This is a genomic window from Kineosporia sp. A_224 (genome assembly GCF_002198655.1).
Classification (GTDB): Bacteria; Actinomycetota; Actinomycetes; order Actinomycetales; family Kineosporiaceae; genus R-H-3.
In genome coordinates this window covers 75,040-99,980 of sequence record NZ_MWLN01000191.1, presented here as the reverse complement: position 1 = coordinate 99,980, position 24,941 = coordinate 75,040, and the positions used below count along the sequence as shown (strand labels likewise).

Here is a 24,941-nt window from a genome sequence, read left to right as displayed (position 1 = left end):
CTCACTCGGTTGCATCCGATCGACTCGTTGGTTGGAGGCGATTACTGGCGTGGGGCGGACCCGGTGGGCCGAGGGTGCGTGCCAGCGCCTGGTACCAGGCCAGCTTGGCGTCGAAGCCGGCGTAGGAGCGGTTGCGGCCGCTCGGGTTGGGCAGGACGAACACCCGGGATCCGGCGATGGTGGTCGGCTTCGGCCCGGGGCCGGGTGCAGGTCGGGTGGGGAAGTACTGGGGATACAGCGTCAGGCCGAGCAGCGCCACCGTCTCCGGGCGATGCGTGCGGACCAGATGTTCCACCCGGACGGCTCCGGCGCGGAGCTCGCGGACGGGTAGCTCGCCGGCGGTCCGGGTCGCGCGGCGCACGGTCGAGGTCAGGCCGATGCCGTGCTCGAGCAGCTGGTGGGCTCGCGACGCCTCGACCTCGACCGGCGTCAGGCCGGAGACGTGAAGGAGTCGCCAGAACGGGTTGCCGGGTGAGGAGAAGGGGTGGCCGATGGCGGCGGACCGGGTCGCCGGGTTGATGGCGACGATCAGCAGTCGCAGGTCGGGCGCGATGATGTCTGCGTCCGCGGAGCCACCGCGCACCGGGTCAGCGTTGACCGGGCTCACGTTGCGCGCCACGGTCGGGTCGGGCGGGCGTGGTCTCGGGCGGGGTACTGTCGCCGGGTGCAGGCACAGCAGGGCGCCGAGCAGTCGGTGGCCGCCACGAGCGCTGCCACGTCACGGGATGCCGTCTCGCAGGAGTGGGTGGATGGCCTGCAGGCGGCCGGGGCGCGGCACCATGAGTGCGTGGCCCAGTTGCACGCCCTGCTGCTGCGGGTGGCCCGGCACGAGGTGTCGCGCCGGGCGGGGTCGCTCGGTCTGTCGGGTCCGGAGCTGGACGACGTCGCGCAGCAGGCGGCTGACGACGCGTTGATGGCGATCAAGGCCAAGGTGGGTGACTTCCGGGGGGAGAGCCGGTTCACGACGTGGGCGTACCGGTTCGTGGTGCTGGAGGTGTCGTCGAAGATGGGGCGGCACTTCTGGCGCAACCGTCCCGTCGACCTCGACCAGGACGGCTGGGAACGATTGCCCGACGTGGGGTCGCCGGTGCCGCACGATGTCGTGGAGCACGGCGAGCTGTGGGACGTGCTGCGGGCGGCGATCGGGAGCGACTTGACGGATCTGCAGCGGCGAGTGTTCGTGGCGATCGCGGTGAACGGGGTGCCGATGGATGCGTTCGCCCGGGAGCTGGGGTCGAACCGGAACGCGGTGTACAAGGCGCTCTTCGACGCGCGGCGCAAGCTTCGGGCGAGCCTGGCGGCAGCGGGGTACGCGGCGCCGGTGCGATCGGGATCGGGGGAGCCGGCATGAACGGGGCGACGGACCTGGAGCACCTGCTCGGCGACGACCCGGACCAGCCGGACGGCGCGAGCGGCTCGACCGGTACGGACGCCGGGTGCGCGGCCGGGTTCGAGGTCCTGCACCGGTATGTCGAGTCCGAGCTCGCGGGGGACGCCCCGGCCCGGGAGCTGCCGGGTCTGGCGGCTCACCTGCGGCGCTGCCCGGCCTGCCATGAGGACTACCTGGGGCTGCTGGAGTCCGCCGCCCGGTTCGGCGACGTCGGCCCGGACCCCGCCTGATGGGTACCAGGCGGGCACGACGGTCGGAGGCTCCCGCGTGACGTGGGTGCGCATCCGGGAGATCTCCTTCCCCGTCGAGGACGCCGAGCGGGTGATCACGCATGTCCGGGACACCACGGTGGCCCGTTACGACGGTGAGGGGTACCGCGGGTCCCGCCTGCTCGTCGACCGGGACGGCGGGACGGCGCTCGAGGTGTCCTACTGGCGCGACGAGGAGGGCGCCCGCGGCGTCTCTGGTTCGGCGCCGGCGGCCTCGGACGACGGCGTCGACCCGACGGGGGTTCCTGGCGTCGTCGTCGTGCGGACGCGATGCTACGAGCTCGCTGTCGACGCCGGGTAGCGGATCTCAGCCCGCAGTACGTCCGCCGAGGACGCCGGCGAGCTCGGAGGTCTCGGTCGGGGTGAGGAGCCGGACCGGGTCGCCGACGCGGACGGAGCCCGGCAGGAGGACCGCGGTGTTCAGCGCGAGCGTCCCGCCGAACCGGCGGTGGATGTCACGCAGCACCTCACCGTCCCGGACGAGGGTGTCCGGGTCGAACGTCGTCATCACGCACCGCTGACGCAACGAGTCCAGGTGCACGATCACCGGACCGATCGCCATCACCCGACCCTCCCAGGTGCGTTCGGCCAGACCCTCGACGCCGCCCACCACGATATTGGGTCGCAGCCGGCGACCGTCCCGGCCGAAGGCGGACACGGCGCCGTCGGTGGCGACGAGCAGCGGTAGGACGTCGAACCGCTCCGGCCCGTCGAACGCCACGAGCCGCGCGTCCGGGCCGACCGCGCCCCGGACCAGGTCGGCCACCTGCGGGGTGTGCCACGGATGGCCGTCGACCAGGACGGTCCCCTCCGGGTCGGTCGTCGCGGTGAGCCCGAGGAGCGCACGGTGCCTGCGCGCGGTGACCGGGCCGCGGTCGTCCTCGACGTGGACGCGCCGGTCACCGGCGATGCCGTCGGCCTCGATCCTGGCCTGCGACAACGACTCGCCGCGCATCGACTTCACCGCGTAGCGCCACAGCTGCTCGACATACATGCCCCGTTGGCGGCGGCCGCCCGCCCCGTCTTACCCCGGCCGGAGGGTGACGGTCGTCTCACCCAAGGAGGCGGTGCGCGCACGTAAGACGCAGGCTCTCGCGGCCGCTCTCCTGGTGCACGGACGACGTACAGCCGGGACCACCCCAGGGAGCAGCCATGACCACCGCCACGACGTTCCACACCGCGCAGGTGCAAGCGCTCGATGTCTTCTACCGGCAGGCCGGCGACCCGGCCGCGCCCAAGCTGCTGCTGCTCGGCGGGTTCCCCGCGTCGTCGCACCAGTTCCGCAACCTCATCCCCGCGCTGGCCGACCGGTTCCATGTCCTGGCCCCCGACTACCCGGGGTTCGGCAACACCGACATGCCCGACCCCGCGACCTGGGACTACACCTTCGACCACCTCGCCGACATCGTCGAAGGGCTCCTCGTCGAAGTCGGCTTCACCGGCCCGATGGGGATCTACATGCAGGACTACGGCGGGCCGATCGGCAACCGCATCATCAGCCGGCACCCTGCCTGGCTCGACTGGCAGGTGATCCAGAACGCCAACACCTACGAGGAAGGCTTCACCGCCACCTGGGACGGCATCCGGCACGCCCTGTGGGTCGACCGCAGCCCCGAGACCGAGGTGCCGCTGCTGGGGTTCCTCGGCCCGGACGTCGTCAAGGCCGTCTACACCACCGGACACCGGGACCTGACCCGGATCAGCCCCGACAACTGGAACACCGACCTGGCGTTCCTAGCCCGCCCGCACGCCCACCGCGTCCAGCTCGACCTGTTCTACGACTACCGCACCAACGCCGCGCTCTACCCCGCCTGGCAGACGGCGCTGCGTGAGCGGCAGCCCCTCACGCTGATCTTCTGGGGCCAGGGCGACATCTTCTTCACCCCGGCCGGCGGCGAGGCCTACCTGCGCGACCTGCCCGACGCCGAGCTCGTCCGGCTCGACTCCGGCCACTTCGCCGTCGAGGACTGCCTCGACGAGATCAGCCGCGGCATCCGCACGTTCTACGACACCCGGGTCGCCGGCGCCCGGCAGCCCGTTCGCGCGTAGCGCGGGCGCCAGCGCGACCGCTGCCCGCTGACCGCCAATCACCCGGCCCCGACGGCGAGCATCGCGGGCTCCGCCGCACCGGGGCCGGGTGACGGGGACCGCCGCGATCCGTCGACGCCAGGCAGGGACGGACGCTCCCGGTAGCAGTGCGCCCGACCGGTGCACCCGACCAGCGCTCCAGACCCGGGCCGCGCTGTACCGTCCGCCAGGCCGTCCGTCTCTGCATCGCCGACCCGGGGTGCGGCCCCTCGTCGACGCCGGGGGGAGGGCCCCGTTCGGTGTGCTGGCACACAGAACTCGCGGCCCCGAGTTCCTACGGTCGTCGTGAACGCCCACCCGGGGCGCTCGTGAGGAAGGACTCCCATGACCAGCCCCGCACCGACGTCCGTACCGACCTCTAGTGCTGTCGCCGCCCGCGGCTCCCTCGTCCGACACCTTGCCGCCGGGGTCATCGGTGGCCTCGCCGGCGGGATGATGTTCGGGATGCTCATGCAGATGATGGGGATGATCGCCATGGTGGCCATGCTCGTCGGCTCGACGTCCACCGCCGTCGGCTGGTTCGTCCACCTGGCGATCTCCGCCGCCATCGGTGCCGGCTTCGGCCTAGCCGGCGGCCGGTTCCTGACCCGCACACCGGTCGCAGTCGGCGCAGGCGCGGTCTACGGCCTCCTCTGGTGGGTGCTCGGCCCGCTCGTCCTCATGCCTGCCAAGCTCGGGATGCCGCTGTTCCAGCTCGACGCCACCGCCGGGAAGAGCCTCATGGGGCACCTGGTCTTCGGGGTGGTCCTCGGGGGCGTCGCCGCAACGGTCGCTGCGACGACGGGCCGGCGCCGGGCATGACCCCCGACCCCGCACCGGTGCCGCGGTACACGACCGCCGTCCGGACCTGGCAGCTGTCGGAGCTGGACCTGTTCGCCGACCTGTCAGCGGCCGAGATGCAGGCGATCGGGGACGCGGCACCGATGCGGCAGGTCGCCCGTGGCACCCTGGTCTGGTCCCCGAGCCGGCCGGTCGAACTGCTCTTCATCGTCAAGCAGGGTCGGGTCCGGACCTACCGGACCGCCGCGGACGGCCGCAGCCTCACGACCGCGATCGTCGGCCCGGGCCAGTTGTTCGGGCAGATGCCGGTCATGGGGTTGCGGATGGACGACGGGTACGCGGAGATGCTCGACGCCGGTGTCCTGTGCGTCATGTCGACCGCGGACGTGCAGCGGTTGCTCTTCACCGATCTGCGGATCGTCGCCCGGATCACCGCGCTGCTCGGCGGTCGGCTCGCCGAGCTGGAGACCCGGCTCACCGACACCGTCCTCAAGCCGGTCGCCGCGCGGATCTGCTCCACGCTGGCCACCCTGGCGGGCAGCCCGCCGTCCCCGGTCCGGCTCACCCACGACCAGCTCGCCGACCTCGTCGGCACCACGCGGGAGACGACGACGAAGGTGCTCGGAGACCTCAAGGCACGCAGCTACGTCCGGCTGCGGCGCGGCCGGATCGACGTCCTCGACCCGGTCGCCCTGCTCGAGCTCGCCTCCCGGTCGGTGTAGCCGATGCGCTGGCTCGCCGGGGCCGCGGTCGCCCTCCCCATGACGCTGCTCGCGGTCGGAGCCCTCGCCGATCGCGTCCGAGCCGGTCCTGCTGCGCGATCGCCGACCCGCAGCGAGACCTCCGGATGCGCGCCGCGGCCGAGCCTTCGAGCGGCACCGGCACCGGCACCGGCACCAGCACCAGCACCGGCACCGGGCCCGCGGACGACGGCCCGGTGCCGCCAGGAGCCCCCTCGTGACGACGCGCCATCACATCCCCAGATGCGTGGCGCGCACGGCCTCGACGGCGTCCGGTGCGCCGAGAAGGTCGACCCGGGCGTCGACGCGGCCGAACAGGAACAGGAGCAGCTCACCCGGCGGACCGATGACGGCGACCGTCGGATCGCCCCGGCGGAGTGCCACCGTCGCCTCGGTTGCCGCCCGGCACGCCCTCAGGCCGGTGCCGCGCAGCCGCCGCGTCAGGTAGCGACCACCGACGCGGACGTTTCGCCAGAGGGCGTCATCCAGTCCCGGTGGGAGGTCTGCCCGTGGCCCGAAACCGTTGGCCCGGCGCACGTCCTCGTAGTGGACGAAGAGCTCGTTGAGGTTGGCCGTCGCACGGACCCACGGGACGCGGAACACGCCGGGCGGGGGCCCGGTGCGGACCATCTCGACGAGCCGCTCGAACCCATGCCGGCGCCGCAGCGCGTCGCGGCGACCGTCTGCGAACCGCTGGTAGCGCACGGGCAGAACGAGGGTCGGCGCGGCGAGCGGGTCGTGCTCGCGTTGGACGAGGTGGGCCGCGAGGTCGGACGCGGTCCAGCCCGCCAGAAGCGTCGGCGCGTCCGGCCCGAGGCGCTCGAGGTCGTCGCACAGACCGGCACGCTCGACGTCGTCCCACAACACCGCCTGCATCCGGCCAGGGTCCCGCACCCGTCCGCCAGCGACCAGAGCCCGACCGGAGCGTCCGCTGCCCTCCGTCTCGCACGGCTCGGCCTTCCCGGTTCGGGAATCGCGCTCGACAGGCGGCGCGGCGCAGTCTCGGTGCATGCAGATGACAGCAGAGATCCGGATCCGGGTGCCCGCCGACAAGGCCTGGCAGCTGGTCGGCACCCGCTTCGGTGAGATCGCCTCGTGGGCGGCGCCGATCGTCACCTCCTCGTTGGACCACCACGTCGCCGCCGTGGGGGCGGTGCGGACGTGCCACGTGCAGGGCTTCGGGCCGATGGGGGACATGGTCGTCCGTGAGCGACTGCTCGCGTTCGACGACGCTGCGCGGTCCCTGACGTACGACGCCGTCGACGGGATGCCGGGGTTCATCCGACGGGCGACGAACCGGTGGACGGTGACGGCGGACGGCGCTCAGGGCTGCGTCGCCCGCAGCGACGTCACGATGCGGCTCGCTTGGTGGCTGCGGCCGTTCGCGCCGGTCATGGCCGCCCGGCTGCGCAAGGAGGCGCACGGTGTCCTCGAGGAGCTGGCGCACGTGCTGGCGACCGGCCGCCCACACGCTCGCAAGGTCACGTCCTCGACAGCCGCCTCGCCTACCGTGGAGCGATGAGCGACACGCTGGCGCCGGAGGGCACCGAGACGAGCCCGTTCGGCCGGCGCCTGCGTTACTGGCGCAGCGCGCGCGGGATGTCACAGCTCGACCTCGCCTCGGCGGCCGGGACCACGAGCCGGCACCTGTCGTTCTGCGAGACCGGCCGGTCCCGGCCGGGCCGCGACCTGGTGCTGCGGCTCGCGGACGTGCTCGCCGTCCCGGTCCGGGACCGGAACGACCTGCTCGAGGCGGCCGGTCTGCCGCCGGCATACCCGGCGCGGGGACTGGACAGCCCGCAGCTCGCGCCTGTGCGGCGCGTCCTGGACCAGGTCCTCGCAGCGCACGACCCGTACCCGGCGTGGGTGCTCGGCCGCGGGATGGCCGTCGTCGACGCCAACCAGGCCGCCCGGGCACTGTTCCCCGGGGTCGTCGGGCTGACGTCGGAGCAGTTCGTCGATGTCTGGTTCGGCCCCGGCCCGCTCGCCGACCGGATCGTCAACCGCGCCGAGGTGCTGCGCGCCGGGCTGGCTCAGCTGCGGCGGGAGGCGTGGGCGACCGGTGACCCGACGATGATCGCCGTCCTCGCGCGCGCCGGAGCCCTTGCAGCACAGGCGTTCGCGGACGGCCTCGCGGGCGCGGACGTCGGTGCGGCTGACGCGTGGCACCCGGACGACAGCCCGGTCAGCTGCCCGGTCCTCGACATCGGTGGCCGCGTCGTGCGGACGGTCTCGACGGTGATGCGGTTCGACACCGCGGTCGAGGTCACCACCTCCGAGCTGCGGGTCGAGCTGATGTATCCCGCCGACCCGGACAGCGACCGGGCGCTGCGCGAGGTCGTCGCCCTCGCCGCCGGCGACGCCAGCCGGGATCGGCCGCTGGGCTGGGCGTCCGTCTCGTCGACCCGACCGTCGTGATCGCCGCCGCACCGGAGCGGGTGTACGCGCTGCTCACCACCGCGGACGGGATCGTGCGCTGGATGGCCCCGCACGCCGACCTCGAAGCCGTCGTCGACGGGGTCGTCACATGGCAGCACGCCAACGGCGACCGCGTGACCGGCCGGTTCGTCGAGCTCGTCCCGGACCGCAGGGTCGTGTTCACCTACGGCTGGGACCGCGAGGACGTCGGGCTCCCGGCCGGGTCGACCCTCGTCGAGATCACCCTGACCCCGGTGCAGGCCGTTGACGGTTCCGGCACCGGGCTCCACCTCGTGCACCGCCGCTTGTCCGGCCCGATGGCGAACGCCCATGACGGCGGCTGGGGCAACTACCTCGCCCGGCTCGCAGCCGTGGTCGAGGGGCGCGACCCAGGCCCCGACCCTGTCGCAGGTGAACGCGTCCCCGCCGCCCGAGCAAAGAGCACGCCATGACCGCACGTGATCCGCAGGCGTTGTGGGAGAGCGTCACCGGGCCACTGCTCGGACTTCCCGGCGTGACGGGCTCGACGATGATGGGGCTGCCGTGCCTCCGCCGCTCTGGGGTGTTCTTCCCGGCCTGGGACCGCCGAACTGAAGACCTGCTCGTCAAGCTCCCCGCCAGCCGGGTCGACGCTCTCGTCGACAACGGCGAAGCACACGCGTTCGCACCCGCCGGCCGCCGCTTCCGCGAATGGGCCGCCGTCGCCCCGGACGACGCCGCCCATCGCACGTGGACCGCCCTCATCGAGGAGGCGCTCGACAACGCTTCACTGAGCAGTTAATGTTTACCGCGAGGTGAACCATGAGTCCGGGTCGCGACGACAATCCCGCTCGGCACCAGCCCGGCGGTGCTGCGCAGGATGACGCGCAGGATGACAGGCGGGACGGCGCGCTGGACCGGGTCCTGGTGGCGCTGGCCAACCCGCACCGACGGGACATCGTCTACCTCGTCGGTCTGCAGCCCCGGGCGGTCAGCCAGCTCGCCCGGCACCGCGGCCTGTCGCTGCCTGCGATCCACAAGCACATCAGCATCCTCGTCGACGCCGGCCTGGTCACCCGGCACAAGCGCGGCCGCACCACCTACCTCACGCTCAACCGTCGACCCCTGGCCCACCTGCAGGACTGGGTCGGCCAGTTCCACACCTACTGGGGCGCGGACCGCGCCACCTACGACAACTACGCCCGACACCTCGGAATCGACGACCCCGACGCCGACCCGGACGCCGGCGGCGACGCCGGGGCCGGGACCGACCCCCCATCAGGGAGCCAGCCATGAAGAAGTTCCTCGTCCTCACCTACGGCTTCACCACCCCGACCCCCGAGGTCCAGAACGCCTGGGGCGCATGGTTCGCCGCCGCCGGACCCCACCTCGTCGACCCCGGAAGCCCCTTCGGGCGCGGCGTCGAACTCACCCCGTCAGGCCGCACCGACCTCACCCTGGACTCGCCCGCACCCCTGGTCGGCTACTGCATCCTCAACGCCGACAGCCTCGCCGACGCCGAGAAACTCGTCGCCACCATGCCCATCATCGACAGCGTCCGCGTCTACGAGGCGCACTCGATGTAAGCCCCGGCTGCCCCGCTTCCCGAGGAGTAGCGTTTCGCCCCTGGTCGGATCCCGAGACGCCGTCCACCCTTCGTCGGTACCTGCTTCCAGTGAGCGGAGTTCGTTCCATGGTCGTCGTCTGGCCAGCCATCCACGCCGAACGACAGGCGCTGCTCGCAGACCTCGAGTCGTTGTCCGAGCAGCAGTGGCAGACGCCGTCCCTTTGCTCGCAGTGGACGGTCAAGCAGGTCTTCGGGCACGTCATTGCCACTGCCCAGATGACCCCGCCGAAGTTCCTCGCGGGGATGCTCGGCAGCGGGTTCAACTTCGCCGGCTTCATCGGGAAGAACGCCGACCGGTTCAGCGCCGGCACCCCGGCCGAGATGCTCACCGCGTACCGCGGCATGCAGCACCGCACCAACCACCCGCCCGGCCCGAACGACACCTGGCTCGGCGAGGCCATCGTGCACGCCGAAGACATCCGCCGCTCCCTCGGCCTGCACCGCGACTACCCCGTCGACGCAGTCACCCAGATCGCCGACTCCTACAAGGGATCCAACCTCGTCATCGGAGCCAAGAACCGGATCGCCGGCGTGACCCTCAAGGCCGCCGACACGAACTGGTCGCACGGCACCGGCCCCGAGGCCACCGGCCGCGCGATCGACCTGCTCCTGGCCATGACCGGACGCAGCGCCGGCCTCGACCAGCTGACCGGCGACGGCGTCGAGCTCCTCCGCGCTCGCGCGTAGCCAGGTCCAGGCAGTCCGCTGAGGTGCGTCTCGTCGACCCACCGGCGTGCCGCTTCGGCGGTTCCCGGCGGATCGTCCCTCGGCGTACCGTGTCGATCCTCATCGGGAGGCGTCATGTCGAATCTGGTCGTCCATTTCGAGATCCACGCGTCGGACCCGCCGCGGCTCATCGACTTCTACACCCAGCTGCTGGGCTGGCAGTTCACCCAGTTCGGGGACATGCCCTACTGGTCGATCGACACCGGTGACGGCGCCATCGCCATGGACACGCCGGGTCGAGGGATCAATGGAGGGCTCACGCAGCGACAAGGCCCCTCGCCCGAACGCGGGGCGCCCGTGAACGGCTGCAACATCGTCATCGGTGTCGAGGGCGGCATCGACGAACTCTTTCGCAAGGGCATCGATCTGGGTGCCACCGAAGCGCTCCCGCTGTCCGACATGGCCGGCATCGGCCGCCTCGGATACCTCCTCGACCCCGACGGCAACGTGTTCGGCCTCATCTGTCCCCTCCTGTCCGACGGGACGGACGCCAGGAACGCCTGACCCCGGCCACCGTTCGCGCGGCCATGCGCCGGGTCACGAGCGGCCGCCGTGGTCGCGTCTGCCGAGCCGGTCCGCCTCGCGAGCAGGTTCGATCTTCCGACTGTTCGGCGGACGATCACTTTCGGGTGGGTCCGAACGATCAGGTGCATCATTGCTGATCAGGGCCTGCCGCTCTCTCACGTCATGGGCGCGGCGACCTGGCACTTGGGCAGACAATGGGCAGAATCTTGGGCGTTCGGAGGCTTTCGGGTGTCCGGCTGGCCACGGCTGTCATCGGGCGACGCGGACACCGCACAACGACGAAGGGCCTCTGAACTGGAGGAGGTTGCGTTTCCCCAGTTCAGAGGCCCTTTTCGGTGGCCAGGGGCGGGGTCGAACCGCCGACCTTCCGATTTTCAGGATGAGCCTCTGTGCCACCCGGGCCCGGGCTTGACCTGCGGTGATGTCTGTCGCTGTCGTCATGTTCGGATCTTCTGGGCGCCTCCTGGGCGAGAATGACCGCAACCTGCTGGTGCTCGTCGTGGACAACCGGACCGGGCGCTGTCGCTCATCTCATCGAGGTTGTCGGGGCCAGGCGAGCGTGATGTGGTCCCAGGTCTGGCCGCTGGCGTGGCCGGCGAGTGCCGGGTCGGCGAACTGCTGGACGCCGTCGAGCAGGTCGGCGAACTGCGCGGGGAGGCGGTCGGTGAGGTCACGGCGCTGGACCCAGGCGCGGTACCGGGTCTGGCCGAGTTGCGCGTACCCGGTCAGTGCGTCGGACAGCGGCCGGAGCGTGACGCCGCGGTACTCGGCGACCTTGGCCAGGGCGGTGGTCAGGTCGGTGCCGTCGACATCCTGCTGGGCGCGCAGGAGGTAGACGTCGGCGAAGTCACGCCAGCGAGTGTTCGCGGTCCCGCGCTGCAGTGCGGTGACGATCTTCTCCGCGTACACCGCCGGCAGCGGGTAGCCGAGCAGGTCGACGTGTCCGCTCAGGAGTCCGGGGACGGCTACGGGGCCGGGGGTGGGCCAGACGGGGTCTCCGACGTTGACGTCGACGTGGAAGGTGAGCCGGGCGCGGCCGAGGGTGGCGGTCATGCTGACCCGGACGCCGGAGTACTCGTCCTCGTCGCGGATGACGTGCGCGGCCGCGGAGGCCGGGTCGAACTCGAGGCCGTCGCCGCGGGGCAGGGCGGCGATGTCCCGGACCAGGACCAGGACAGTGTCGGTGTCGACGTGCAGGTCGGTGGCGAGTAGGTCGACATCCCGGGTCGGACGACGGGTGCCGTAGGCGGCGAGCAGGGCGCCGCCCTTGAGGACGAGGTGCGCGCTGTGCGGGCTGGCGGCGAGGCGGCCGAGAAACCCTTCGAGCAGGTACAGGTCAAGCAGCTCGGCGACGTTGCGGCCCTGCGTCTTGGCGAGGGCTCGCAGGTCGATGAACGCGGCGCCGGCGGTGGTGTCTCGGTTCGGGTTGGCCATCAGATCGCCATCATGTCGGCGGTCACAGCAGGATCTCCAACGCATTGCGTAGGGCGGTCAGGGTCCGGGGCCAGTTCTCGCACAGCGCGAGCAGCTGTGCGGGCTGGTGGGCGGGGTCGCGCAGCCACCGGCGCAAGGCCTCGATGGCTACATCGGATCCGGTGGTGCCGCGGGTGCGGAACGCGTCGATGATGCTGCGCTCGGCGCTGTAGAGGCCGATCGTCACCGGCGCTGTCGCCGTCGGCCCTGCTGCCGCTGTCCGCGAGTGCTCGGTCAGGGGCAGGTCGTGCCGGCCGATGGTGAAGGTGTCTTCGGCGAACCGGTGCCACGCCACCCGAGCAGCGACCGCCGGCTGCCAGTCCCCGCGCGGCAGCGCGACGTCGACCGCGGCGGGGATCTCGTCGGTCAGCCCGTGCCGGGCCAGTGCACTGGTCAGGCAGATCGTCGCCGTCGGCGCCCGGACCGCGATCTCGACCAGATCGGTGTCCACGCCGTCGCCGTACTCGCTGCGCAGGAACAGCCCGCGCCCGAGCCGTTCCAGGTCTCCGTCCCGGACCAGCCGGTCCAGCAGCGGCCTGGTCAGACCGGCGTCCAGTGCCGCGGACGTACTGAACGCAGCAGGCAGCATCAGGCCGTCCAGGTCCACCTGGGTCACAGGCCGCGGCATGACATGGACCTCCCTCCGAGTTACCTGCGAAAGTCTATCCATAAAAAGACTCGCGGCAAGGAAAGCGCAGGTAACCCTGACAGACGGCGATCCGCGACGGGTGCTCGAATCGCGTCGTGGATCCAGACCGAACGAAGAGGAGAGTGCCGTGATCCGAGGATCGGTGTACAAGCGGTGCCAGTGCCGCGACGCCGCTGGGCGGCGGATCAAAGACTGCGGACGTCCGCACGGATCATGGTGCTACACCTTCGACGTCGGCCCTCGCGGGGCGAACCTTCAGCAGCACCGTCTGCGCCGTCGGCAGGTGGTGCGGTCAGGGTTCGCGAGCAGGGAGACGGCCGAGCAGACGCTGGCGGGTGAGCTGTCGCGGCTTGCCACGGGGGTGTGGGTGGACGACCGGGACCTGACGCTGGGCTGGTGGCTGCAGACCTGGCTGAGCCTGCAGATGGAGGCGGGGCGGTCGGTGAAGACGCTGGCGAACTACCACGGGCATGTCCGCGACGTCTGGACGCCCGCCCTGGGCGGGGCCCGCCTGCGTGATCTGCGCCGGGCCGACGTGGTGCAGGTGCTGATGGCGGCGCTCGAGCCGACTGGCGGCAGCGGCAGCGCATGCGCAGCGCGCAGACCCGCCACGGCCAGCGGTGCGGCGCGCGGCAATGTCGGGCGCCGGGTCGAGCGTCGCTCGGTCAGCACGGTGGAGGGGTACCGGCGGACGTTGCGGTCGGCGTTGTCGGCAGCGCAGCGCCGAGGACTGATCGCGGTGAACCCGGCGATGGGACCGATCGACGGCCTGCACTGGCCGGCCGCCGGGGAGGCGGTCGAGGCAAGGGCGTGGGAGCCGGCCCAGACAGCGACGTTCCTGGAGTACGTCACCGATGCGGGCGGGCCGTTGGCGGGCCTGTTCGAGGTGGCCGCGTACACGGGCCTGCGGCGCGGGGAACTGTGCGGTCTGCGCTGGTCGGACCTGGACGCCGACGACGGCGGGCTACGGGTGCGGCACAACCTCGTGGAGGTCGCCCGCGACCGGATCCCGACCGAGCAGCGCCGCTGCGTGCTCTGCGGCCGCGAGCACGTCGGCCGGGTCCTCAAAGGCCCCAAATCGCGGGCCGGGCGACGGTGGGTTCCGCTCGCCGGGCCCGCGCAGACCGCGCTGCGCGGGCAACGCGCGACGCAAGCGGTGGATCGTCGACGGCCCTACCGCGACCATGACCTGGTGTTCGCCGCGCCGGACGGCGATCCGTTGCGGCCCAACGCCGTCAGTGCCGAGTTCGCCCGACTCGTCAGGGCGTGCGGGCTCCCGCAGATCCGGCTGCACGACCTGCGCCACAGCGCCTGTTCGCTGCTGCTCGCCGGTGGCGTCCCGCTGGAGGTCGTCCAGATGATCCTCGGGCACGCCTCACCGAACGTGACCCGACGGGTCTACGCCCACATCCTGCGCGACCCCACCGCCGAACAGGTCAACCACGCCACCGACCTGATCACCCGCCACCGGACGCCGAGATCGAAGGTGCCCCTATAGACCGCCCCGTGAGCAACGGTGAGCAACCGTGAGCAGAATGTGAGCAAGATCCACAGCTTCGACGCGTTAGCTGTTGGGCATCTGACCAGGTCAGAGGCCATTTTGGGTGGTGGCCAGGGGCGGGGTCGAACCGCCGACCTTCCGATTTTCACGCCGTCCGAACCTGGGCTCTGCCTGCGGTGATGTAGCTGGCCGTCGTCTCGTCGACATCTCCTGGGCGCCTCCTGGGCGAGGATGATCGCAGCGAGCCGGAGACGGTCGTGGCTAATCGGACCCTCGTCGGCGTCACCTCCCAGGCCATAGAGGTTCACGCGGTTCGAGCCCGCGGGCCGGGCCCTCCTCAGTTCCATGCGCCAGTTCGGGTGCGGCCCTGAGGCGTTCTTGAGGCACTTGCGCCTCAGCAGCGCCTGACAGTCGACCTTACGGTTCGTGTGTCGGCGGTCACATCGCCCGGCCCAGCGCATCGACGGCCCGCGTCGACCCGCTCCCACGAACCCGCTCGCGGAGGCCTGCCATGCCCCAGCTCGACGACGCCCTCCTAGAAGGCAAGATCGTTCTCGTCAGCGGCGGGACGCAGGGCCTCGGCGCCGCTGTCGCCGAGGCCGCCGCCCGCAACGGCGCGACCGTCGCGGTCACCGGGCGTCGCAAGGACGTCGGTGACGAGTTCGCTGCTCGACTTGCCGCGGCCTCGGGTCGCGATGCGCTGTTCGTCCCGGCGGACGCCGGCGACGTCGGCCAGGTCCTCGCTGCGGCGGCCGCCACGGTCGAGCGGTTCGGCCGCATCGACTGCGTCGTCAACTGCGCCGGCCTGACGACCCGCGGCACGATGCTCGACACGACGCCTGAGCTCTTCGACGAGCACGTCGCGATCAACGTGCGTGGGCCGTTCTTCCTCATGCAGGCAGCGATCAAGGACATGCTCGCCCGCAAGGAAGGCGGGTCGATCGTCAACATCATCTCGATGTCAGCCCACGGCGGGCAGCCCTACCTCGCGCCGTACGTCACCTCGAAGTCGGGCCTCATCGGATTGACCAAGAACGCTGCATACGCCCACCGCTGGGACCGGATCCGGATCAACGGCCTGAACATCGGGTGGACCGAGACGGACGGCGAGGACGCCACCCAGCGACGCTTCCACGGCGCGCAGGACGACTGGCTCGAGAAGGCGAACGCGAGCGTCCCGATGGGCAAGCTCGGCCAGGTCGACGAGATCGCGGACTTCGTCGTCTTCCTCCTCTCCGACCGCAGCGGCGTCGTCACCGGGTCGGTCATCGACTGGGACCAGATGGTCCCCGGCGCGCACGACTAGGCCCCGTCAGCACCCCCTGGAGAGGACCTCGTCATGCGCATCGGACTCGTCGGCCTCGGCCGCATCGGGGCGTTCCACGCCCGAACCCTCACCGACCTGCCGACGGTCGACGAGCTCGTCGTCGCCGACGCCCTGCCGGACCTCGCCCGCCGGGTCGGCGACGAGCTCGGGGCGACCGTCGTCCCCGAGCCCGCCGACGTGCTGTCGGCAGGCGTCGACGGCATCGTCATCGCCTCGTCCACGGTGACCCACCCGGACCTCATCAGGGCCTGCGTCCACGCCGGGATCCCGACGTTCTGCGAGAAGCCGGTCTCGGCGTCTGCCAAGGAGGCCGTCGCCCTGCGGGACGACCTCGCGGGCTTCGACACCCCGGTGCAGATCGGGTTCCCGCGCCGGTTCGACGCCGGCTACGTGGCCGCCAAGGCCGACCTCGACAGCGGCGTCCTCGGCTACGTGCACACCGTCCGCTCGACGACGCTCGACCCGGCGCCGCCGCCCGAGGAGTACATCCGCGGCTCGGGCGGCATCTTCAACGACTGCGCGATCCACGACTTCGACTCCATCCGGTTCATGACCGGGCAGGAGGTCGTCGAGGTCTACGCCGCCGGCGCCACCCAGGGCATCGACTACATCCGGGACGCCGGGGACGCCGAGACGGTCACCTCGGTGCTCACCCTCAGCGGCGGCACCCTCGCCGTCGTCTCGAACAGCCGGGCCAACGGCCGCGGCCACGACGTGCGGCTGGAGCTGCTGGGCAGCAAGGACTCCGTGGCCGCCGGCCTCGACGACAAGCTGCCGCTGCGGTCCGCGGACCCGGCGCTCGGCTTCCCGGCCGGCAAGCCCTGGCACTTCTTCATGGACCGGCTCGAGGACGCCTTCCGCGCCGAGCTCACCGCCTTCACCGAGGTGGTCGCCGGCACGAGGCCGTCCCCCTGCACCCTGCACGACGGCGTCGAGGCCTCGCTGGTCGCGGCCGCCGCGACCCTCTCGTGGCGCGAGCACCGACCGGTGCGCGTCGACGAGGTCCGCTGAGCGAAGGAAGGCATGCGGCCCGCGCCGCAGGTACCCACCATGACGTCGAGCACCGTCAACGTCGGCATCGTCGGCTTCGGCTGGATGGGCCAGGTCCACGCCAAGGCCCTGACCCGGGTGATGCAGCACTACCGCGACCTGGGCGCCGTCCCCCGGCTCGTCGCCGTCGCCGACCCGGCCTCGGACGGCCGCCTCGACTACGCCCGCGACGTCTTCGGCATCACGTCGTCGACCGCGGACTGGACCGAGCTCGTCGCCCGCGACGACATCGACCTCGTCTGCGTCGCCGGGCCCAACTACACGCACCGCGACGTCGCGGTGGCCGCGGCGAAGAACGGCAAGCACATCTGGGTCGAGAAGCCGGCCGGCCGCAACCTCGCCGAGACGGTCGAGATCGCCGACGCCGTCGCGGCCGCGGGTGTGGCGTCCGCGGTCGGCTTCAACTACCGCAACGCCCCGGCCGTGGAGCTGGCCCGCAAGCTCGTCGCCGAGGGCCGGATCGGCGAGGTGCGGCACGTCCGGGTCCAGATGCTCGGTGACTACTGCGCCCACCCCGACGGCGCGCTCACGTGGCGGTTCGTCCGCGAGCTCGCCGGCAGCGGCGTGATCGGCGACCTCGCCTCGCACGGCCTCGACCTCGCCCAATACGTCGCCGGTCCGATCGGGGCGGTGCTCGCCGAGGCCTCCACCTTCATCTCCGAGCGCCCGCAGGCGGCCGCCGCGGCGTCGCACTTCTCCCGCGGCGGCGACGGCCCGCGGCTGCCCGTCGAGAACGAGGACCACGTGCTGGCCCTGCTGCGCTTCACCGGCGGCGCGCGCGGCGTCCTCGAGGCCAGCCGCGCCTCGGTGGGGGAGCAGAACTCCTACGCGTTCGAGGTGCACGGCAGCACCGGCGCTCTCGCCTGGGACTTCCGCCGCACCGGCGAGCTGCAGGTCTGCCTCGACCAGGACTACCAGGGCGCGTCGTGGTCGACCCACCGCGTCGGTCCGTCCGACGGCGAGGCCGGCGCGTTCCAGCCGGACACCGCCATCCCGCTGAGCTTCGACGACCTCAAGGTCGTCGAGGCCAAGCGGCTCCTGACCTCGATCGCGACCGGGCGCCCCGAGGGCGCCACGATCGCCGACATGGTCTCCACCGCACGTCTCGTCGACGCGACGCTGCGCTCGGACGCCGAGCAGCGCTGGGTCACCCTGTGAGCAGAGAGGCCGGCACCGCCATGACCGAAGGTCTGATCCTCGTCGACGGAGACTGGGTCGCGAGCAAGGGCGGGAGGACCGAGGAGGTCCGCTCGCCGTACGACGGCCGCGTCGTCGGCCAGGTCGCCGTCGCTGACGTCGACGACGTCGAGACCGCGCTCGCCGCAGCGGAACGCGGCGCCGCGGTCTGGCGCGAGACCCCGGCCCACGCCCGGCTCGACGTCCTCATGCGAGCCGCCGCGCTCGTCGAGGAGCGCGCCGACGCCATCGCGACGCTGCTGTCCGCCGAGAACGGCAAGACCATCACCGAGGCCCGCGGCGAGGTGGGCCGCGCGAGCGACATGATCCGGCTCGCCGGCTACGAGGGCACCCAGCTCTACGGCGACACCCTGCCGCTCGACGCCAACCGCGGCACCGGGCAGGACAAGATCGGCTTCACCCTGCGCCAGCCGTGCGGGGTCGTCGTCGCCATCACGCCGTTCAACTACCCCTCGCTCCTCGTCCTGCACAAGGTCGCGCCCGCGCTCGCCGCCGGGAACGCCGTCGTCCTCAAACCGGCCCGCACCACCCCGTTGACCGCCCTCGCCCTCGCCCGCGCCTTCACCGACGCCGGGCTGCCGGCGGGCGTCCTCAACGTCCTCACCGGCCCCGGCGGCGCCCTCGGCGACGCCCTCGTCAGCGACCCCCGGGTCCGCAAGGTCTCGTTCACCGGCTCCACCGCGGTGGGCGAGCACATCGCCCGGACCGCCGGGGTGAAGAAGCTCTCCCTCGAGCTCGGCGCTTCCTGCCCGGTCGTCGTCCTGCCCGACGCCGACATCGAGGCCGCGGCCGACGCCATCGCCGCCGGCGGCTACATCAACGCCGGCCAGGTGTGCATCTCCGTGCAGCGCGTCATCACCCACCCCGACGTGCACGGCGACCTACTCGACGCCCTCGTGCCCAAGGTGCGGGCGATCGCCATGGGCGACCCGTCCTCGCCCGACACCCGGCTCGGGGCCCTCATCAGCGAGGCCGAGGCTCGCCGGGTCGAGGTTGCGCTGCAGGCCGCCGTCGACAGCGGGGCCCGGCTGCTCACCGGCGGTGAGCGCGACGGCGCCGTCCTCACCCCGGCTGTCGTCGACGGTGTCGACCTGGACGCGCCGCTCAACCAGGACGAGCTCTTCGGCCCGGCGGTCGCGGTGACGACCGCGGATGACTGGCAGTCCGCCATCGCCTACGCCAACTCGACGGCGTACGGCCTCGGCGCCGGCGTCTTCACCAGGGACGTCTCCGGCGCGATCCGGGCGATCCGGCAGATCGACGCCGGGGTCATCCACATCAACTGGACCCCGCTGTGGCGGGCGGACCTCATGCCCTACGGCGGCCTCAAGGCGTCCGGCATCGGCAAGGAGGGCTTCCGGACCGCCGTGTCGGAGATGACCGAGGAGAAGACGGTCATCCTGCACGGTCGGCCCTGGTGACCCCCGCCCCACTTGTGACCCTCGTGAAGCGTTGCAGCAGAAGGAGAACGACATGACCGGCACCGTCCGCCTGACGACCGCCCAGGCCCTCGTGCTGTACCTGTCCAAGCAGTACAGCGTCGCCGACGGCGAACGCCGCCGGCTCGTCCCGGCGTCCCTGGGCATCTTCGGCCACGGCAACGTCGCCGGCCTCGGGCAGGCGCTCGACCAGTACGCCGACGAGCTGCCGTTCGTCCAGGGCCGCAACGAGCAGAACCTCGTGCACATCGCCACCGGCTTCGCCAAGGCGTCCAAGCGGCGGGCGACGCTCGCCGTCACGGCGTCCATCGGGCCGGGCGCACTCAACATGATCACCGGCGCCGCGCTGGCCACGGTCAACCGGATCCCGGTCCTGCTGCTGCCCGGCGACTCCTACGCCACCCGCAGGCAGGGGCCCGTGCTCCAGCAGCTCCAGCACCCGGTGGAGGCCGACGCCAGCGTCAACGACGCCTTCCGCCCGGTCTCCCGGTTCTTCGACCGGATCACCCGCCCCGAGCAGCTGCTCACCGCGCTGCCCGCCGCGATGCGCGTCCTCGTCGACCCGGTGAACACCGGCGCCGTCGTCCTCTCGCTGCCGCAGGACGTCCAGTCGCACGCCTACGACTTCCCCGCCGCCTTCTTCGCCGAGAAGGACTGGGCCGTCCGGCGCCCGGTCCCCGACGAGAGCGAGGTCGCCGCCCTCGTCGAGCTCTTCGCACGGGCCCGGCGGCCGCTCGTCGTCGCCGGCGGCGGCGTCGTCTACTCCGGCGCGAGCGAGGAGCTCGAGCACCTCGCCGAGACGATCGGCGTCCCGGTCGCGGAGACGTTCGCCGGCAAGGGCGCCGTCCGGCTGCCCGCCTGGTGGCAGCTCGGCGGCATCGGCCTCGAGGGCAACCCGGCCACGAACCGGATCGCCCGCCAGGCCGACCTCGTCCTCACCGTCGGGTCCCGGCTCACCGACTTCGCCACCGCCTCGCACTCGCTCTTCGCCGACCCGGACGTCACGTTCGCGAGCATCAACGTCGACCCCCGGGACGGCGACCGGCTCGGGGCCACCTCGGTCCTCGGCGACGCGCGGCTCACCCTCGAGCTGCTCGCGGACGCCCTGCAGGCGCGCGGGATCTCGACCGACGCCGGCTGGCGCGCCGAGGTGACCGCGGCCAAGGAGGCGTGGGCCCCGGTCCGCGCCGCCGCCCTCGACGCCGACACCCCGGCGGACCTCGCCGCGATCCGCGCGCAGACGACTGACGTCGTCCCGGACACCGACGCCGTGCTCACCCAGGGCCAGCTCATCGGCCTGCTCCAGGAGCACGCCCGGGCCGGCGACACCGTCGTCGCCGCGGCCGGCGGTCCGCCCGGGGACCTGCTCAAGGTCTGGGACGCCACCGCAGGGCAGGAGTGCCACCTCGAGTTCGGCTTCTCCTGCATGGGCTACGAGATCCCCGGCGGGATGGGCGTGCGCCTCGCGGACCCCGACTCGGCGCACCGGGTCACCGTCCTCATCGGCGACGGCACGTTCCTCATGGCCCCCACCGAGCTCGCCACCGCCGCCCAGGAGGGCCTGGCGGTCACCGTGGTCATCCCGGAGAACCACGGCTACCAGGTCATCCACCGGCTGCAGATGTTCACCATGGGCCGCGAGTTCGGCAACGAGTTCCGCTACCGGCCCGACCCCCTCGCCCTGCAGCCGGACGACGCCAAGGGCGCCGGCCTGACCGGCGACTACCTGAAGCTCGACCTGGTCCAGGTGGCCGCCGGGCTCGGTGCCCGGGCGCTGCGGGCCACGACGGCGCAGGAGGTCCGGACGGCGCTCGACGAGACGCGCGACCACGCCGGCCCGGTGGTCGTCGTCGTGCCGGTCATCCCGCACGCCGACCTGCCGTCGGCGGGCTGCTGGTGGGACGTCGCACCGGCCGAGGTGTCGCAGTCCGACTCCGTGAAGGCCGCCCGCTCCCAGTACGAGGCGGGCCTGACGACGCAGCGGTGGCACGGGTGACGCCGGGCGCCGCCCCCCGGTACGCCCTCGACCGCGGTGCGTTGCGCCGCCGGCTCGCCGCGGGCGAGGTCACCTTCGGGACGTTCGTCGGCGCGGCCACCCCGATCACCGCCGAGGTCTGTGCGGCCGCCGGCGTCGACTGGGTGCTCCTCGACCTCGAGCACGGCGCCGGCGGCGAGGAGCAGGCCCGGGACGTCGTGCCGGCCGCCGCGTCCTACGGCGTCCCGACCGTCGTCCGCGTGGAGTCCACCGAGCGGATCCGGGCCGGCCGCCTGCTCGACGTCGGCGCGGCCGGGGTCATGTTCCCCCGCGTCGACACCACCGACGAGGCCGCCGCCTGCGTCCGCCACCTGCGCTACCCGCCCGCGGGCGACCGCGGCGTCGCGACGTACAACCGGATGTGCGGCTACGGCCTCGACCCGGGCGCGCTCGACCGCTCCGACGGCGACGTCCTCGGCGTCGTGCAGATCGAGACCCTCCCCGCGCTCGAGGCGGTCGAGCAGATCGCCGCCGTCGACGGGGTCGACGTGCTCTTCGTCGGCCCCCGCGACCTCAGCCACGCGCTCGAGGTGCCCGGCCAGCTCCGGGCGCCCGTCTACCTTGCCGCGCTCGACCGCGTCCTCGAGGCGGCGAAGGCGCACGGCAAGGCCGTCGGCCTTCTCGTGCCGGACGGCGCGGCCGCCGCCCGGCTCGCGGCCGCCGGGTGGCAGTTCCTCGCCATCGGCTCCGACACGACGCTGCTCGCCAACGCTGTCGTCGCCGAGCTCCGCCGGGCCGGGCAGACCCCGTGAACCTCAAAGCGTCTGCGCCGGTCGTCGTGGCGCTCGGGCTCGTCGACCCTGCGCTCGTCGTCGGCCACCTGCCCCCGGGCAGCCGGTTCGTCGCGGAGCCGTCCGACGCCGACCTGCGCGCAGCGGTCGGTGCGGTCGTCCGCGCCGACGCGGACGTCGACGTCGCACTGCTCGACCGGATGCCTGCCCTGCGGGTGCTCGCCCGCACCGGTGTCGGCGTCGAGCGGGTCGACGTCGCCGAGGCCACCCGGCGCGGGATCGCCGTCGTCGTCACCCCGGGCGCCGGCACCCATGCCGTCGCGGAAGGGGCGATGGCGATGGTGCTGCACCTCGTCAAGCGGTTGCGCGCCACCACGGAGTGCGTGGCGCAGGGCCGCTGGGCCGACCGCGGCGGGCTCGTCCTCGGCGACCTCGAGGGTGCCACGATCGGCATCGTCGGCTTCGGCCGGATCGGACGCCGGGTCGGCACGCTCGCGGCCCCGTTCGGGATGACGGTCGTCGCGCACGACCCGTACCTCGGTACCGGGACGACCCTCGACGGCGCCGAGCTCGTCACGCTCGACGAGCTGCGCTCCCGGGCGCACGTCGTGACGCTCCACCTGCCGCTGACGCCGCAGACCCAGCACCTCGTCGACGACGCGTTCCTCGCCGCCGTGCCGCCCGGCGCGGTTCTCGTCAACTGCGGCCGCGGCGGCCTGCTCGACCTCGACGCCGCAGCGGAAGCCCTTGCGGACGGGCGGCTCTCCGGTCTCGGGCTCGACGTCTTCGACCCCGAGCCGCCCGTGCACCACCCGGTCTTCGACCACCCGGACGTCGTCCTGTCGCCGCACGTCATGGGCCTCAGCGTCGGCGCCACCCGCGCCACCTTCACCGCCGCCGCGCAGGGCGTCACCGACGTCCTCGCCGGCCGGCGTCCGGCGGCCCTCGCCGACCCCGCATGGGACGTCCCCGACCGCACCACCCAGCAGCAGGAGGAACAGTGAACGACGTCGACCGGATCGCCGGAGCCCCGATCAGCTGGGGCGTGTGCGAGGTCCCCGGCTGGGGCTACCAGCTCCCCGCCGGCCAGGTGCTGCGCCAGATGAACGAGATCGGGCTGGCCGCGACCGAGCTCGGCCCCGACGGGTTCCTCCCGTCCGACCCCGACGAGCTCGCCGCGACCCTCGCCGACCACCACCTCACCGCGGTCGGCGGCTTCACCCCGTTCGTCCTGCACCGCCCCGACGTCGACCCGATGCTCGAGCTCCAGCGCCTGCTCCCCGGGTTCGTCGCGGCCCGGGCCGGCGTCATGGTGCTGTCCGCCGACTCCGGCCTGACCGGCTACGACTCGCGGCCCGACCTCGACGACGACGGCTGGAACCTGCTGCTGCGCAACGTGGACCGGGTCGCGGCCGCTGCCGCCGAGCACGGCATCCGCGCCGTCCTCCACCCGCACGTCGGCACGATGGTCGAGACCGGCACCGACGTCCAGCGCGTCCTCGCCGGCTCCGCGGTGCAGCTCTGCCTCGACACCGGCCACCTGCTCATCGGCGGCACCGACCCCGCCGTCCTCGCCGGGCAGGCGCCGGACCGGATCGCACACACGCACTTCAAGGACGTCGACCTCACCTTCGCCCGAAAGGTGCAGGCCGGGAGGCTCACCTACACCGAAGCCGTTCGCGACGGCATGTACCGCCCGCTCGGCAGCGGGGACGTCGACGTCGCCGCCATCATCGGGCACCTGCGTGGCAACGGGTACGACGGCTGGTACACCCTCGAGCAGGACACGATCCTCACCGAGGCGCCCGCGGGCGAAGGCCCCGTCGCGGACGTCCGGACGAGCGTGGAGTACCTGCGCGGGCTGCTCACCACCTGACCCGGCGGCGTGACGCCCGGTCAGGCCTCCGGGTCGCCGGCCAGGGCGGCCGGCTCGTTGTACGGCGTGACGACCTGCACCTGGGACGGCACACCCGACGGCCGTCCGGGCAGCACCCCGCGCGCCTGGAGCAGCGCCCGGCAGGCCCGGCGCATGTCCGCCCGCAGGTCGTGGTGGAGCACCGCGGAGATCCGCCGGGTGCGCAGCAGGCCGCGGTTGTCGTCGTCGAGGTCGTGGGCGACGTAGACCCGCGGCGTGACACCGACCTCCTCGAACGCGCGCAGCGTCGCGATGTTCCCGCCGCCCACGGAGTACACGGCGTTGATCGACGGACGGAGCGCCAGCGCGCCCCGGACGGCGACGAGGATGCTCGCGTCGAGCCCGTCGGTGTCGTTGACGACGTGGACGCTGCGCCGCGGGGCCAGCTCGGCAAGGGTCCGCCGGAAACCGGCCGCGCGCTCCTCCTCGCCGTGGAACGAGGAGTGGCTCACGGTGAGGAGCACGCTGCCGGACCGGCCGGCCCACTGGGTCACGAGGTAGGCGGCCGTCGCGCCCGCGGCTGCGTTGTCCATGCCGAGGTAGGCGACCCGGCGGCTGCGCGGGACGTCGGTCACGAACGTCACCGTCGGGACGCCGCGGTCGGCCAGTCGCTGGACGGCGGCGACGACCAGCGGGTGGTCGGGCGCCTTGAGGATCACCCCGTGCGAACCCTTGCGTGCCAACGTGTCCAGCACGGCCGCGGCCGCTGCCGGGTCGCTGTGCTCGGCGAGGTGCGACCGCGCACGGAGCACCGCCGGTCGCAGCGAGCGCAGCTCCGTCTCGAGCGCGCTGCGGGACGCCGTGGCGAACCGCTCGGGGGTCTGCATGACGAGGTCGAGGATGAGCGTGCGCCCTGACAGGAGCACCTGCTCGCGCTGGCGCTCGAGCTCGTCGACAGCGCGGGCCACCTGGGCCACGGTCTCCGGCCTGACGCCGTCCCGGCCGTGCAGGACGCGGTCGACCGTCGCGCGGCTGAGGCCCGACTGCGCGGCGATGTCGACGACGCGGTGGTCGCGGCGGGCACCCATCCGGCCACCTCCTGAGGTCGCGGGCCGTGAGGCGTTCTTGAGGCACTTCGCCGA

At 72.7% G+C, this 24,941-nt stretch carries 29 protein-coding genes; 23 read left to right on the top strand and 6 right to left on the bottom strand.

Annotation, left to right across the window (positions count from 1 at the left end):
- Position 1: 1 nt before the first annotated feature.
- Complete coding sequence (locus EDJALFJO_RS20785; RefSeq protein ID WP_158220509.1) at positions 2-619, bottom strand: mismatch-specific DNA-glycosylase; 618 nt, start codon at positions 617-619, stop codon at positions 2-4.
- A 45-nt stretch (positions 620-664) separates the two neighbouring features.
- Between EDJALFJO_RS20785 and EDJALFJO_RS20780 the strand changes: the two genes are divergently transcribed.
- The 3 genes from EDJALFJO_RS20780 to EDJALFJO_RS20770 are packed head-to-tail and all read left to right on the top strand — an operon-like array spanning position 665 to position 1,960.
- Complete coding sequence (locus tag EDJALFJO_RS20780; protein ID WP_198950498.1) at positions 665-1,351, top strand: RNA polymerase sigma factor; 687 nt, start codon at positions 665-667, stop codon at positions 1,349-1,351.
- The gene (locus EDJALFJO_RS20775; RefSeq protein WP_088288219.1) at positions 1,348-1,620 is read left to right on the top strand and encodes a hypothetical protein; all 273 of its coding nucleotides are present in this window, start codon (positions 1,348-1,350) and stop codon (positions 1,618-1,620) included. The genes EDJALFJO_RS20780 and EDJALFJO_RS20775 overlap by 4 nt, the downstream gene beginning before the upstream one ends.
- 37 nt (positions 1,621-1,657) lie before the next feature.
- Positions 1,658-1,960, top strand: coding sequence for a hypothetical protein (locus EDJALFJO_RS20770; protein ID WP_088288218.1), 303 nt, complete (start codon positions 1,658-1,660; stop codon positions 1,958-1,960).
- 6 nt (positions 1,961-1,966) lie between these two features.
- Here the strand turns inward: EDJALFJO_RS20770 and EDJALFJO_RS20765 are convergent, their stop codons facing one another.
- Entirely contained in the window at positions 1,967-2,653 is a 687-nt protein-coding gene (locus tag EDJALFJO_RS20765) for an MOSC domain-containing protein (RefSeq protein WP_088288217.1), read from the bottom strand.
- 158 nt (positions 2,654-2,811) lie between these two features.
- Here EDJALFJO_RS20765 and EDJALFJO_RS20760 point away from each other — a divergent pair, with 158 nt between their 5' ends.
- From EDJALFJO_RS20760 to EDJALFJO_RS20750, 3 genes are all read left to right on the top strand, one after another.
- The gene (locus EDJALFJO_RS20760) at positions 2,812-3,708 is read left to right on the top strand and encodes an alpha/beta fold hydrolase (RefSeq protein ID WP_088288216.1); all 897 of its coding nucleotides are present in this window, start codon (positions 2,812-2,814) and stop codon (positions 3,706-3,708) included.
- A gap of 363 nt (positions 3,709-4,071) precedes the next feature.
- A complete protein-coding gene (locus EDJALFJO_RS20755) occupies positions 4,072-4,548 on the top strand; it encodes a hypothetical protein (protein WP_088288215.1) in 477 nt (158 codons plus the stop codon).
- Complete coding sequence (locus EDJALFJO_RS20750) at positions 4,545-5,249, top strand: Crp/Fnr family transcriptional regulator (RefSeq protein ID WP_088288214.1); 705 nt, start codon at positions 4,545-4,547, stop codon at positions 5,247-5,249. The genes EDJALFJO_RS20755 and EDJALFJO_RS20750 overlap by 4 nt, the downstream gene beginning before the upstream one ends.
- 249 nt (positions 5,250-5,498) lie before the next feature.
- Here EDJALFJO_RS20750 and EDJALFJO_RS20745 read toward each other — a convergent pair whose 3' ends face one another.
- A complete protein-coding gene (locus EDJALFJO_RS20745) occupies positions 5,499-6,143 on the bottom strand; it encodes a TIGR03085 family metal-binding protein (protein WP_088288213.1) in 645 nt (214 codons plus the stop codon).
- A 133-nt stretch (positions 6,144-6,276) separates the two neighbouring features.
- On the opposite strand from EDJALFJO_RS20745, the gene EDJALFJO_RS20740 reads away from it, so the two are divergent.
- The 8 genes from EDJALFJO_RS20740 (at position 6,277) to EDJALFJO_RS20705 (ending at position 10,521) form a co-directional block, all read left to right on the top strand.
- Positions 6,277-6,789, top strand: a complete 513-nt coding sequence (locus tag EDJALFJO_RS20740; protein WP_088288212.1) for an SRPBCC family protein — start codon at positions 6,277-6,279, stop codon at positions 6,787-6,789.
- Positions 6,786-7,685: a helix-turn-helix domain-containing protein gene (locus EDJALFJO_RS20735; protein WP_088288211.1), complete on the top strand. Its 900-nt coding sequence runs from the start codon at positions 6,786-6,788 to the stop codon at positions 7,683-7,685. Before EDJALFJO_RS20740 ends, EDJALFJO_RS20735 begins: the two co-directional genes overlap by 4 nt.
- On the top strand, positions 7,682-8,137 hold the full coding sequence (locus EDJALFJO_RS20730; protein WP_088288210.1) for an SRPBCC domain-containing protein: 456 nt from the start codon (positions 7,682-7,684) through the stop codon (positions 8,135-8,137). The genes EDJALFJO_RS20735 and EDJALFJO_RS20730 overlap by 4 nt, the downstream gene beginning before the upstream one ends.
- Positions 8,134-8,466, top strand: coding sequence for a hypothetical protein (locus EDJALFJO_RS35120; RefSeq protein WP_198950497.1), 333 nt, complete (start codon positions 8,134-8,136; stop codon positions 8,464-8,466). The genes EDJALFJO_RS20730 and EDJALFJO_RS35120 overlap by 4 nt, the downstream gene beginning before the upstream one ends.
- Positions 8,467-8,591: 125 nt before the next feature.
- Complete coding sequence (locus EDJALFJO_RS20720) at positions 8,592-8,960, top strand: helix-turn-helix transcriptional regulator (RefSeq protein WP_158220508.1); 369 nt, start codon at positions 8,592-8,594, stop codon at positions 8,958-8,960.
- A complete protein-coding gene (locus tag EDJALFJO_RS20715; RefSeq protein ID WP_088288208.1) occupies positions 8,957-9,250 on the top strand; it encodes a hypothetical protein in 294 nt (97 codons plus the stop codon). The genes EDJALFJO_RS20720 and EDJALFJO_RS20715 overlap by 4 nt, the downstream gene beginning before the upstream one ends.
- 107 nt (positions 9,251-9,357) lie before the next feature.
- Positions 9,358-9,978, top strand: a complete 621-nt coding sequence (locus EDJALFJO_RS20710) for a maleylpyruvate isomerase family mycothiol-dependent enzyme (RefSeq protein ID WP_088288207.1) — start codon at positions 9,358-9,360, stop codon at positions 9,976-9,978.
- Positions 9,979-10,092: 114 nt separating this feature from the next.
- Positions 10,093-10,521, top strand: a complete 429-nt coding sequence (locus tag EDJALFJO_RS20705) for a VOC family protein (protein WP_088288206.1) — start codon at positions 10,093-10,095, stop codon at positions 10,519-10,521.
- A 552-nt stretch (positions 10,522-11,073) separates the two neighbouring features.
- Here EDJALFJO_RS20705 and EDJALFJO_RS20700 read toward each other — a convergent pair.
- Both EDJALFJO_RS20700 and EDJALFJO_RS20695 read right to left on the bottom strand, forming a co-directional pair.
- Positions 11,074-11,976 (bottom strand): nucleotidyl transferase AbiEii/AbiGii toxin family protein, encoded by a 903-nt coding sequence (locus EDJALFJO_RS20700; protein WP_088288205.1) that lies wholly within the window; start codon positions 11,974-11,976, stop codon positions 11,074-11,076.
- A gap of 22 nt (positions 11,977-11,998) precedes the next feature.
- Entirely contained in the window at positions 11,999-12,643 is a 645-nt protein-coding gene (locus EDJALFJO_RS20695) for a type IV toxin-antitoxin system AbiEi family antitoxin domain-containing protein (protein WP_198950496.1), read from the bottom strand.
- A 148-nt stretch (positions 12,644-12,791) separates the two neighbouring features.
- Here EDJALFJO_RS20695 and EDJALFJO_RS20690 point away from each other — a divergent pair, with 148 nt between their 5' ends.
- The 9 genes from EDJALFJO_RS20690 (at position 12,792) to EDJALFJO_RS20650 (ending at position 23,820) form a co-directional block, all read left to right on the top strand.
- On the top strand, positions 12,792-14,162 hold the full coding sequence (locus tag EDJALFJO_RS20690) for a site-specific integrase (RefSeq protein ID WP_158220507.1): 1,371 nt from the start codon (positions 12,792-12,794) through the stop codon (positions 14,160-14,162).
- Positions 14,163-14,676: 514 nt separating this feature from the next.
- On the top strand, positions 14,677-15,471 hold the full coding sequence (locus tag EDJALFJO_RS20685; RefSeq protein WP_088288203.1) for an SDR family oxidoreductase: 795 nt from the start codon (positions 14,677-14,679) through the stop codon (positions 15,469-15,471).
- 33 nt (positions 15,472-15,504) lie between these two features.
- Positions 15,505-16,503, top strand: coding sequence for a Gfo/Idh/MocA family oxidoreductase (locus tag EDJALFJO_RS20680; RefSeq protein WP_088288202.1), 999 nt, complete (start codon positions 15,505-15,507; stop codon positions 16,501-16,503).
- Between the two features lie 39 nt (positions 16,504-16,542).
- Positions 16,543-17,700 (top strand): Gfo/Idh/MocA family protein, encoded by a 1,158-nt coding sequence (locus EDJALFJO_RS20675; protein WP_088288201.1) that lies wholly within the window; start codon positions 16,543-16,545, stop codon positions 17,698-17,700.
- A gap of 20 nt (positions 17,701-17,720) precedes the next feature.
- Positions 17,721-19,160, top strand: a complete 1,440-nt coding sequence (locus EDJALFJO_RS20670) for an aldehyde dehydrogenase family protein (RefSeq protein WP_088288396.1) — start codon at positions 17,721-17,723, stop codon at positions 19,158-19,160.
- 52 nt (positions 19,161-19,212) lie between these two features.
- Positions 19,213-21,174, top strand: a complete 1,962-nt coding sequence (iolD, locus tag EDJALFJO_RS20665; RefSeq protein ID WP_088288200.1) for a 3D-(3,5/4)-trihydroxycyclohexane-1,2-dione acylhydrolase (decyclizing) — start codon at positions 19,213-19,215, stop codon at positions 21,172-21,174.
- Positions 21,171-21,965: an aldolase/citrate lyase family protein gene (locus tag EDJALFJO_RS20660; protein WP_088288395.1), complete on the top strand. Its 795-nt coding sequence runs from the start codon at positions 21,171-21,173 to the stop codon at positions 21,963-21,965. Before iolD ends, EDJALFJO_RS20660 begins: the two co-directional genes overlap by 4 nt.
- Positions 21,962-22,948 carry an NAD(P)-dependent oxidoreductase gene (locus EDJALFJO_RS20655; RefSeq protein WP_088288199.1) on the top strand — a complete coding sequence of 329 codons (987 nt, stop codon included), beginning with the start codon at positions 21,962-21,964 and terminating at the stop codon, positions 22,946-22,948. The genes EDJALFJO_RS20660 and EDJALFJO_RS20655 overlap by 4 nt, the downstream gene beginning before the upstream one ends.
- Positions 22,945-23,820: a TIM barrel protein gene (locus EDJALFJO_RS20650; RefSeq protein WP_233149959.1), complete on the top strand. Its 876-nt coding sequence runs from the start codon at positions 22,945-22,947 to the stop codon at positions 23,818-23,820. Before EDJALFJO_RS20655 ends, EDJALFJO_RS20650 begins: the two co-directional genes overlap by 4 nt.
- Positions 23,821-23,840: 20 nt before the next feature.
- On the opposite strand, the gene EDJALFJO_RS20645 is transcribed toward EDJALFJO_RS20650, so the two are convergent.
- Positions 23,841-24,887 (bottom strand): LacI family DNA-binding transcriptional regulator, encoded by a 1,047-nt coding sequence (locus EDJALFJO_RS20645; RefSeq protein WP_088288197.1) that lies wholly within the window; start codon positions 24,885-24,887, stop codon positions 23,841-23,843.
- Between the last annotated feature and the right edge of the window lie 54 nt (positions 24,888-24,941).

Coding starts and splice junctions, on each gene's coding strand:
- EDJALFJO_RS20775 (WP_088288219.1), top strand. CDS start 1,348: ATGAACGGGGCGACGGACCTGGAGCACCTGCTCGGCGACGACCCGGAC.
- EDJALFJO_RS20765 (WP_088288217.1), bottom strand. CDS start 2,653: ATGTATGTCGAGCAGCTGTGGCGCTACGCGGTGAAGTCGATGCGCGGC.
- EDJALFJO_RS20760 (WP_088288216.1), top strand. CDS start 2,812: ATGACCACCGCCACGACGTTCCACACCGCGCAGGTGCAAGCGCTCGAT.
- EDJALFJO_RS20755 (WP_088288215.1), top strand. CDS start 4,072: ATGACCAGCCCCGCACCGACGTCCGTACCGACCTCTAGTGCTGTCGCC.
- EDJALFJO_RS20750 (WP_088288214.1), top strand. CDS start 4,545: ATGACCCCCGACCCCGCACCGGTGCCGCGGTACACGACCGCCGTCCGG.
- EDJALFJO_RS20745 (WP_088288213.1), bottom strand. CDS start 6,143: ATGCAGGCGGTGTTGTGGGACGACGTCGAGCGTGCCGGTCTGTGCGAC.
- EDJALFJO_RS20740 (WP_088288212.1), top strand. CDS start 6,277: ATGCAGATGACAGCAGAGATCCGGATCCGGGTGCCCGCCGACAAGGCC.
- EDJALFJO_RS20735 (WP_088288211.1), top strand. CDS start 6,786: ATGAGCGACACGCTGGCGCCGGAGGGCACCGAGACGAGCCCGTTCGGC.
- EDJALFJO_RS35120 (WP_198950497.1), top strand. CDS start 8,134: ATGACCGCACGTGATCCGCAGGCGTTGTGGGAGAGCGTCACCGGGCCA.
- EDJALFJO_RS20715 (WP_088288208.1), top strand. CDS start 8,957: ATGAAGAAGTTCCTCGTCCTCACCTACGGCTTCACCACCCCGACCCCC.
- EDJALFJO_RS20710 (WP_088288207.1), top strand. CDS start 9,358: ATGGTCGTCGTCTGGCCAGCCATCCACGCCGAACGACAGGCGCTGCTC.
- EDJALFJO_RS20705 (WP_088288206.1), top strand. CDS start 10,093: ATGTCGAATCTGGTCGTCCATTTCGAGATCCACGCGTCGGACCCGCCG.
- EDJALFJO_RS20700 (WP_088288205.1), bottom strand. CDS start 11,976: ATGGCCAACCCGAACCGAGACACCACCGCCGGCGCCGCGTTCATCGAC.
- EDJALFJO_RS20695 (WP_198950496.1), bottom strand. CDS start 12,643: ATGCCGCGGCCTGTGACCCAGGTGGACCTGGACGGCCTGATGCTGCCT.
- EDJALFJO_RS20685 (WP_088288203.1), top strand. CDS start 14,677: ATGCCCCAGCTCGACGACGCCCTCCTAGAAGGCAAGATCGTTCTCGTC.
- EDJALFJO_RS20680 (WP_088288202.1), top strand. CDS start 15,505: ATGCGCATCGGACTCGTCGGCCTCGGCCGCATCGGGGCGTTCCACGCC.
- EDJALFJO_RS20675 (WP_088288201.1), top strand. CDS start 16,543: ATGACGTCGAGCACCGTCAACGTCGGCATCGTCGGCTTCGGCTGGATG.
- EDJALFJO_RS20670 (WP_088288396.1), top strand. CDS start 17,721: ATGACCGAAGGTCTGATCCTCGTCGACGGAGACTGGGTCGCGAGCAAG.
- iolD (WP_088288200.1), top strand. CDS start 19,213: ATGACCGGCACCGTCCGCCTGACGACCGCCCAGGCCCTCGTGCTGTAC.
- EDJALFJO_RS20645 (WP_088288197.1), bottom strand. CDS start 24,887: ATGGGTGCCCGCCGCGACCACCGCGTCGTCGACATCGCCGCGCAGTCG.